The 7924-nt window shown below is 75.2% G+C and carries 5 protein-coding genes; 4 read left to right on the forward strand and 1 reads right to left on the reverse strand.

What is annotated here, in order from left to right; genetic code table 11:
• Nucleotides 1-835, forward strand: an 835-nt coding sequence (locus JWQ92_RS15070; protein WP_297345283.1) for a PD-(D/E)XK nuclease family protein, incomplete at its 5' end; no start/stop codon positions are given.
• A complete protein-coding gene (locus JWQ92_RS15075; protein WP_297345284.1) occupies nucleotides 828-4019 on the forward strand; it encodes an ATP-dependent DNA helicase in 3192 nt (1063 codons plus the stop codon). The genes JWQ92_RS15070 and JWQ92_RS15075, both read left to right, overlap by 8 nt.
• Here the strand turns inward: JWQ92_RS15075 and JWQ92_RS15080 are convergent.
• The gene (locus JWQ92_RS15080; protein WP_297345285.1) at nucleotides 3932-5011 is read right to left on the reverse strand and encodes a phosphotransferase; all 1080 of its coding nucleotides are present in this window, start codon (nucleotides 5009-5011) and stop codon (nucleotides 3932-3934) included. The two genes, JWQ92_RS15075 and JWQ92_RS15080, sit on opposite strands and share 88 nt — an antisense overlap.
• A 109-nt stretch (nucleotides 5012-5120) precedes the next feature.
• On the opposite strand from JWQ92_RS15080, the gene nudC reads away from it, so the two are divergent.
• Nucleotides 5121-6074 carry an NAD(+) diphosphatase gene (gene nudC / locus JWQ92_RS15085; protein WP_297345286.1) on the forward strand — a complete coding sequence of 318 codons (954 nt, stop codon included), beginning with the start codon at nucleotides 5121-5123 and terminating at the stop codon, nucleotides 6072-6074.
• Entirely contained in the window at nucleotides 6071-7813 is a 1743-nt protein-coding gene (locus JWQ92_RS15090; protein ID WP_297345287.1) for an ATP-dependent helicase, read from the forward strand. The genes nudC and JWQ92_RS15090 overlap by 4 nt, the downstream gene beginning before the upstream one ends.
• Nucleotides 7814-7924: the final 111 nt, after the last annotated feature.

A 7924-nucleotide genomic window follows, 5' to 3' on the forward strand; every position in this document is an offset into this window, starting at 1 on the left:
GGGCGCGGCGCCGGACGGCTGGCTCGGGCTGGCCGCTGCGTCCACCGAGGCGCCGCTCGAGCCCGACCCCGACGCGCCGGTGCGGGTGTCGCCGTCCAAGCTGGAGCAGTTCGAGCGCTCACCGGTCGACTGGTTCGTCGACCGGGTCGCGGGGGGCGAGCCGCTGCTCGCGGGTGCCGTCGGCACCATGCTCCACTGGATCCTCGAGCACGCGGGGGAGGGCGAGGAGGCCGAGCTGCTCGCGGCGCTCGAGGGGCGGTGGGCGGAGCTCGATTTCGAGGCGGACTGGATCGGGGCGAAGGAGCGACGGCTCGCCGAGCGGATGATCCGCGCGATCGCGACGTACCTCGCCGATCGGCGGCGCGACGGCACGCAGCTGCTCGGGGGCGAGACGCCCTTCGCGTTCACCCATCGGCGCGCCTCCGTCCACGGCACCATCGACCGGGTCGAGCTCGACCCGCGGGGTCGCCTGCGAGTCGTCGACCTGAAGACCGGGTCGAGCAAGGTCGCCAAGGCCGAGGCGCTCACCCATGCCCAGCTCGGGGTCTACCAGCTCGCCGTGCTCGAGGGTGTCGTGCCCGGGATCGCGCCGGGGGCCGCGCGCTCGGGCGCGGCCCTGCTCTACGTGCGCGAGAAGTCGCAGCGCGGCTACGCCCTCGTCGAGCAGCCGGTGCTCGACGAGGAGGCGGCAGCGGCCATGCGCGAGCGCCTCGCGGCGGCGGCCGACGGCATGGCCGCAGCACGGTTCGAAGGGCTCGTCGAGCCCGAGGTGCGGCACGGCGGCTCGTCGTTCCGAGCGATGCTCGCCCGGATCCCCGAGGTGTGCGGTGGCTGAGCGGGTGGACGCGGCGCAGATCGCCCTGCGGCTCGGCATGTTCCCGCCGACGGCGCAGCAGGCGAAGGTGATCGAGGCACCGCTCGAGCCCGCGCTCGTCGTGGCCGGGGCGGGCAGTGGCAAGACCGAGACGATGGCGCTCCGCGTGCTCTACCTGCTCGCGAACGGTCTCGTCGACGCGCCGCAGATCCTCGGGCTCACCTTCACCCGCAAGGCGGCCTCGGAGCTCGGCGATCGCATCCGCCGGCACGTCGGCCGGCTGGCCGCAGTCGGTCTCGCCCCGGGCTACGACCCCTTCGACCCGCCGGCCGTCTCCACATACAACGCCTTCGCCAACGGGGTCTACCGCGACCACGCGCCCCTCATCGGGCGCGAGTCGGGCGGCGTCGTGCTCGGCGAGGCGTCGGCCTGGCAGCTGGCCCGCCGGGTCGTGCTCGAATCGAGCGACGGGGCGCTCGCCGACCTCGATCTGAACGTCGACCGCATCACCGAGCTCGTGCTCGACACCGCGAACGGGCTCGCGGAGCACGCGGCCGACCCGGCGGCCGTCCGGGCGATGGCGCTCACCTACGGCGCCGCCCTCGATGCCCTGCCGATCGCGTCCGCCGCCTACAGGAGCGAGTTCGAGACGGCGCGCAAGCCCGCCGACACCCTGCCCGTGCTGCTCTCACTCGTGGAGACCTACCGGGAGCGCAAGCGCGCGTCCGGGGCGGTCCAGTACTCCGACCAGGTGTCCCTCGCGCTCGAGATCGTGTCGTCGTCCGACGAGCTCGTCGACGACTTCCGGTCCCGCTACCGGGTGGTGCTGCTCGACGAGTACCAGGACACGTCGGTCGTGCAGACCCGAATGCTCGCGCGGCTGTTCGCCGGCCGCGCCGTCATGGCCGTCGGCGACCCGCACCAGTCGATCTACGGCTGGCGCGGCGCATCCGCGGCGAACCTCGAGGGGTTCGAGCGCGACTTCGGCGGCGGCCGGTCGGTCCGCACCTTCGCCCTCAGCACCAGCTGGCGCAACGGCACGGCCGTGCTCGACGCCGCGAACACGCTCGCCGCGCCGCTCGCCGCGGCGTCCCGGATCGACGTGCCGCGGCTCGCGCCCGCACCCACGGCCAGCGAGCACGCCGTCGAGTCGGTCTTCGCCGAGACGCTCGACGACGAGGCGGATGCGGTCGCGGCATGGTTCGCGGCCCGGCTCGCGGAGTCGCCCCAGCCGCCCTCGGCGGCGATGCTGCTCCGGGCCCGGCGCACGCTGCCCGCGTTCCTGGCGGCCTTCCGCCGCCAGGAGGTGCCCTTCCACGTCCTCGGCGTCGGCGGCCTGCTGCAGGAGCCCGAGGTCGCCGACCTCGTGAGCGCCCTCCGGGTCGTGCATGATGCGCAGGCCGGCGCCGAGCTCGTCCGGCTCCTCGCCGGGGCCGCGTGGCGCATCGGCCCCGCGGATCTCGCCGCCCTGCAGCGGCTCGCCCGGTGGCTCGAGCAGCGCGACTTCGCGCAGCAGCGGCTCGGCGCCGAGGTCGCCGAGCTGCTCGGCCGCTCCGTCGCCGAAGGCGAGAGCTCCTCGATCGTCGACGCGCTCGACTTCCTCGCCCACCACGAGGGGCACGGCATGGAGGCGGGCTTCAGCCCGGCCGGGCTCGAACGGCTCCGCCGCGCCGGCCGCGTCTTCGCCGAGCTGCGCGGCCGGTCCGGCGGCGACCTCGGCGACTTCGTGCACCTCGTCGTCGAGGCGCTCGATCTCGACATCGAGGTGCTCGCCAACGAGGGGCGGGGCGATCAGGCCTCCCTGCACGCCTTCGACGAGGCGCTCGCCGGGTACCTGCAGGTCGCCGAGGGCGCAACGCTCGGTGGCTTCCTCGGATGGCTCGCAGCGGCGGAGCAGAAGGAGGACCTCTCGCCGCGCAGCGACCCGCCCGAGGCGGGCACCGTGCAGATCCTCACGGTGCACGGCGCGAAGGGTCTCGAGTGGGACGTCGTCGCCGTGCCGCGGATGGTCGCGGACGAGCTGCCCGCGAAGCCGAAGAGCACGCGCGGCTGGCTCGCGCCCGGCGTGCTCCCGTGGGAGTTCCGCGGTGACGCGGCGGAGCTGCCGGTCTTCCCGTGGCGCTCCTTCGCCGACCGCACCGAGCTGAGGACCGCGCTGCAGGCCTACCAGGGCGCCGTCGCCGCCTCCCTCCTCGCCGAGGAGCGCCGGCTCGCGTACGTCGCCGTCACCCGGGCTCGGCACCGCCTGCTGCTCACCGGCTCCTTCTGGGCCACCCAGAAGACCCCTCGGGCGCCCTCGTGCTACCTCGAGGAGCTCGCGGACGCGGGCCTGATCGAGGCGCCGCCCGCCGCGCCCGAGTCCCCCTCCCGACCCGAGGGCGCGCCCGCCGAGCGGTTCCTCTGGCCGGCCGATCCGCTCGGCGCCCGCCGGACCGCCGTCGAGGCCGCCGCCGAGGCCGTCCGCTCCGCCGATCCCGACGACGCCGGCCGCTGGCTGGTGCCGGTCGACGCGCTGCTGGCGGAGCGGGCGGAGCAGCTGGCCGGGGGCGGCCGGGTGCCGCTGCCCGACCGCATCCCCGCGTCCCGGTTCAAGGACTTCGTCGACGATCCCGAGGCGGTGCTCGCCGCGCTCCGGCGGCCGATGCCCGAGCGGCCCTACCGGGCGACCCGGCTCGGCACCCTCTTCCACGCCTGGGTCGAGGACCGCGCCCGCCTCGCCCCGTCGACGGAGCTCGTCGACGCCCTGCTCGACGAGCGGGACGGGGACCCCGAGGTCGGCGACGGCGTCGAGGGGCTCGAGGTGCTGCAGGAACGGTTCCTCGCGAGCCCCTGGGGCCGGCTCGAGCCGATCGAGGTGGAGACGGAGATCCAGGTGCCGTTCGAGGGGCGCGTCCTCGTCTGCAAGCTCGACGCCGTCTACCGGCGCCAGGGCCGGATCGAGATCGTGGACTGGAAGACCGGCGCCCCGCCCTCGTCAGCGGCGGACCTCGAGCTGAAGCAGTTCCAGCTCGCGCTGTACCGGTTCGCGTACGCGGAACGGGAGGGCATCGACCCCGAGGGCATCGACGCCGTCTTCTACTACGTCGCCCACGACCGCATCGTGCGGCCCGAGCGGCTCTACTCCCCGGCCGAGCTGCGCGAGCGCTGGGCGACCGTCGCCGGCAGGGGTACGGGACCGGTCCTCTCCAGCATCATCGAGCGCTGATCGTCGAGCATCCGCTCCACCTCGCCGACCGTGAGCACCGGCAGCGGATCGGCGCCGAGGGATCCGGCCGTGTCGTCCTCGACGCCCCGGGTGAGCGCCGTGAGCATGGCGACCGCGTCGGCGACGATCTCGCGCTTGCCCGTGTCGCGGCCGTAGAGCAGCCAGCGGGCCAGCTCGAGCTCCGCGTGGAGAGTCGCCCGCTGCCGGAGGGAGGGGTCCGCCGCGCCGCGCCGCAGCGCGTGGTAGCTGGCGAACACCGCGCTCGCGGCGCCCTGCACCGGCAGGCCGAGCACCCACGCGAGGTCGCGGGCGGGGTCGCCGACCTGCAGCTCCGACCACCCCAGCACGGCGGACACCGCCTCGTCGGGCGCGCCGCGCGGCGTGCTGAGCACGGTCTCGGGGCGGAGTGCGCCGTGCAGCACCGTCGGGGTGAACTGCCACAGGGTGGCGTCGTCGAGGGCCCGCTCCCAGCGGTCGAGCAGGGGCGCCGGCACACTCGCGGTCGCCGCCGCCCGGTCGACGACCTGCGCGACGGCCCGCTGCGCGTCGGACGCGCTCTGCACGGGCAGGCCCGCCTCGGCGACGAGGCCGGTCGGGAGGGCGTGCAGCGCCGCGACCGCGGCTGCGACGGAGGTGGTCAGCGCGCCGCCGGGCACCACGGCCGCGGGTCGCAGGCGCGACCCGGGGACGTAGACGGTGACCACGGTCGTGGGCGTCTCCGCGGTGCCGAGCACGGTGGGCACCGCGAAGGGCAGCCGGGAGCGGGCGCCGGCGGTGAGGGCGTCGAGCGCCCGCACCTCCGCGAGGATCCGGTGGGCGGCCCGCGCGGTCGCCGGGATCCGCACCACGGCGTGGCGCCCGTCGACGGCGGTGATGAGTGCGGCGTCGTGCTCGCCGTCGCCGCCGCCCGTGAACGGCCGGGCGACCGCCACCTCGAGTCCGGGCACGGCGGACGTCGCCAGCGCGGCTAGGGTGAAATGGTGCCTGGACATGGCTTCCAGGCTAGGTCGAGGGCGGGACGGCCTCCCGCAGGCCCGCCAGCGAGGGCCCGGCGTGTCGGGCGTGACACGGAAGGTCGGCACAGCTATGCGCGAGACGTTCATGGATCGGTTGCCGCTCTCGCGCACCGCCGTCGACCGGGATGCCGCCACGCGGGACGTGCCCGGCGCCCTCGAGGCCGCGTGGGCCGACGAGGCCACCCGGGTGCTCGTGCTCGGCCGTGGCACGGCGCTGCTCGCCGACCCGGCCGACCGGCTGCGCCTCGCGCTCCTGCCGCCCTCGCAGGTTCCGGATCCGCAGCTCGTGCTCTACCTGGGCCGCACGTTGGAGGAGTCGGACGACGCGCCCGCCGGCACCGTCGTGCTCGCCGCCGTCGTCGACGACGTGGCGGCGGATGCGATCGCGGCCGATGTCGCACGCTGGGCCGATCTGCGCACCCAGGGCGCCGCGCTCGACGCCCGCGACGCCGGGCTGTTCACCGAGGCGCTCGGCCTCGCGAACTGGCACGGCACCCACGGGCATTCACCCCGCACCGGCGCGCCCACCGTGGTGGGACGCAGCGGCTGGGTGCGGTACCCCTCCGGCCACGAGGCGGAGGCGAGCGGCGAGCACGTCTTCCCGCGCACCGATCCGGCCGTCATCGTCGGGGTGATCGACGGCAGGGACCGGCTGCTGCTCGCCTCGAACGCCGCGTGGCCCGAGGACCGCTACTCCGTCGTCGCCGGGTTCGTCGAACCGGGGGAGTCGTTCGAGGCCGCCGTGCAGCGCGAGGTGATGGAGGAGACCGGAATCGCCGTCGCCGCCGCGGAGTACCTCGGCTCCCAGCCGTGGCCGTTCCCCGCCTCGGTGATGGTCGGCTTCCTCGCTCGCACCGCACCCGACGACCCCGCGGAGCTGCGCGTCGACGGCGTGGAGATCCGCGAGGCCCGATGGTTCGAGCGGGACGAGCTCGCCGAGGCGGCGGCCGCGGGACGGATCCGCCTGCCGGGTCACACGTCGATCGCGCGGGCGATCATCGAGCACTGGTACGGCGGTGAGCTGATGGGCGACTGGTGACCGATCCCGAGGGCCTGCTCGAGCCCCTCGACGAGCAGCAGCGGGCTGCGGCGACGGCGCTCACCGGGCCGGTGTGCGTGCTCGCGGGGGCGGGCACCGGCAAGACCCGCGCGATCACGCACCGCATCGCGTACGGGGTCGCGACGGGCGTCTATCCGCCGAAGCGGGTCATGGCGCTCACCTTCACGACCCGTGCCGCCAGCGAGCTGCGGTCGCGGCTCACGGCGCTCGGCGCCTCCGGGGTCGCCGCCCGCACGTTCCACTCCGCAGCGCTGGCACAGCTGAACTACTTCTGGCCGCAGGTGCTCGGAGCGAGCGCGCCGAAGGTGCTGGACGGCAAGGCGCGGCTCGTCACCCAGGCGGCCGAGGTGCTGCGGTTCCGGCTCGACAGGGCCGGCGTGCGCGACGCCGCGGCGGAGATCGAGTTCCGCAAGGCCAGCGCGCTCTCGTCGGCCGAGTACGCCCAGCGTGCGGCCGCCCGGCCGATGCCGGCAGGCCTCGACGTCGACAAGATGATCGCGCTGCAGGAGCTCTACGAGACGCTGAAGGACGAGCGCCGCCTCATCGACTTCGAGGACGTGCTGCTCGCCACCGCGGGGATGATCACGAGCGAGCCGCAGGTCGCCACGGAGGTGCACGAGCAGTACCGCTTCTTCACGGTCGACGAGTACCAGGACGTGTCGCCGGCGCAGCAGCTGCTGCTCGACGCGTGGCTCGGTGAGCGGTCCGACGTCTGCGTCGTCGGGGACGCGAGCCAGACCATCTACTCGTTCGCGGGCGCGCGCGCCGAGTACCTCCTCCGCTTCGGCGAGCGACGGGGCGGCGCCACCGTGCTGCGCCTCGAGCACAACTACCGGTCCGTCGACGGCGTCGTCCGCACCGCGAACGCGCTCATGAACGCGCGTCCCGGCGCGCTGCAGCTCACGGCCGCACGCCGGTCGTCGGAGCCGCGCGAGCCGGCCGTGCAGCTCCGCGTGTACGCGTCGGATCCGGACGAGGCCGCCGGGGTGGCCGCTGACGTCGCCGCGCTCGTCGCGGCCGGCACCCGGCCGTCCCACATCGCGGTGCTGCTGCGCTACAACGGACAGTCCGCGCTGCTCGAGCAGGCGCTCGCGGACGCCGGAGTGCCCGTGCGGACCCGCGGCTCGCTGTCGTTCTTCGAACATCCCGTCATCAAGCAGGCTCTCATGCTGCTGCGGGGAGCGTCGGTCGCCCGGCTCGAGGAGCCGCTCTTCAAGTCGGTGTCCGACGCGCTGCGCGAGCTCGGGCACACGCACCACGCGCCGCCCGGGCCCGGCGAGCAGCGCACCCGCTGGGAGCTGCTCGACGCGCTCGCCACCCTCGCCGAGCAGGCACCCGCCGGCACGACGCTGCAGGCCTTCGTGGCCGAGCTCGCCGAGCGCGCGGCGGCCCAGCACGATCCGCCGATCGAGGCCATCACGATCGCCACGCTGCACTCGGCGAAGGGCCTCGAGTGGCCCGTGGTGTTCGTCATCGGCCTCGCCGACGGCCTGCTGCCGATCGGCTACGCGAACACGCCGGAGCAGGTCGAGGAGGAGCGCAGGCTGCTCTACGTCGGCGTCACCCGCGCGAAGGACCGGCTGCGGCTCTCGTGGGCGCGCAGCGGCGGGTCCCGGGCGGGGGAGCGGAGCCCGTCGCGGTTCCTGCCCGACCTCAAGCTGCCGGACCAGGGCCCTGGCACGAGCACCGCGCGTGCCAGGGCCGTTCGAGCCGGCTGACGGATCCATCGGTCGCGACCCGCAGGGCCGATCCGGCGAGGCCGGCGTCGCCGCCCGCGCGGACGTCCCGCACGGCGGCGGCGAGCCGCGCGTGCAGCTCCGTCCTGAGCG

This window comes from Amnibacterium sp. (assembly GCF_025463795.1).
In the GTDB taxonomy this organism is placed as follows: Bacteria; Actinomycetota; Actinomycetes; order Actinomycetales; family Microbacteriaceae; genus Amnibacterium.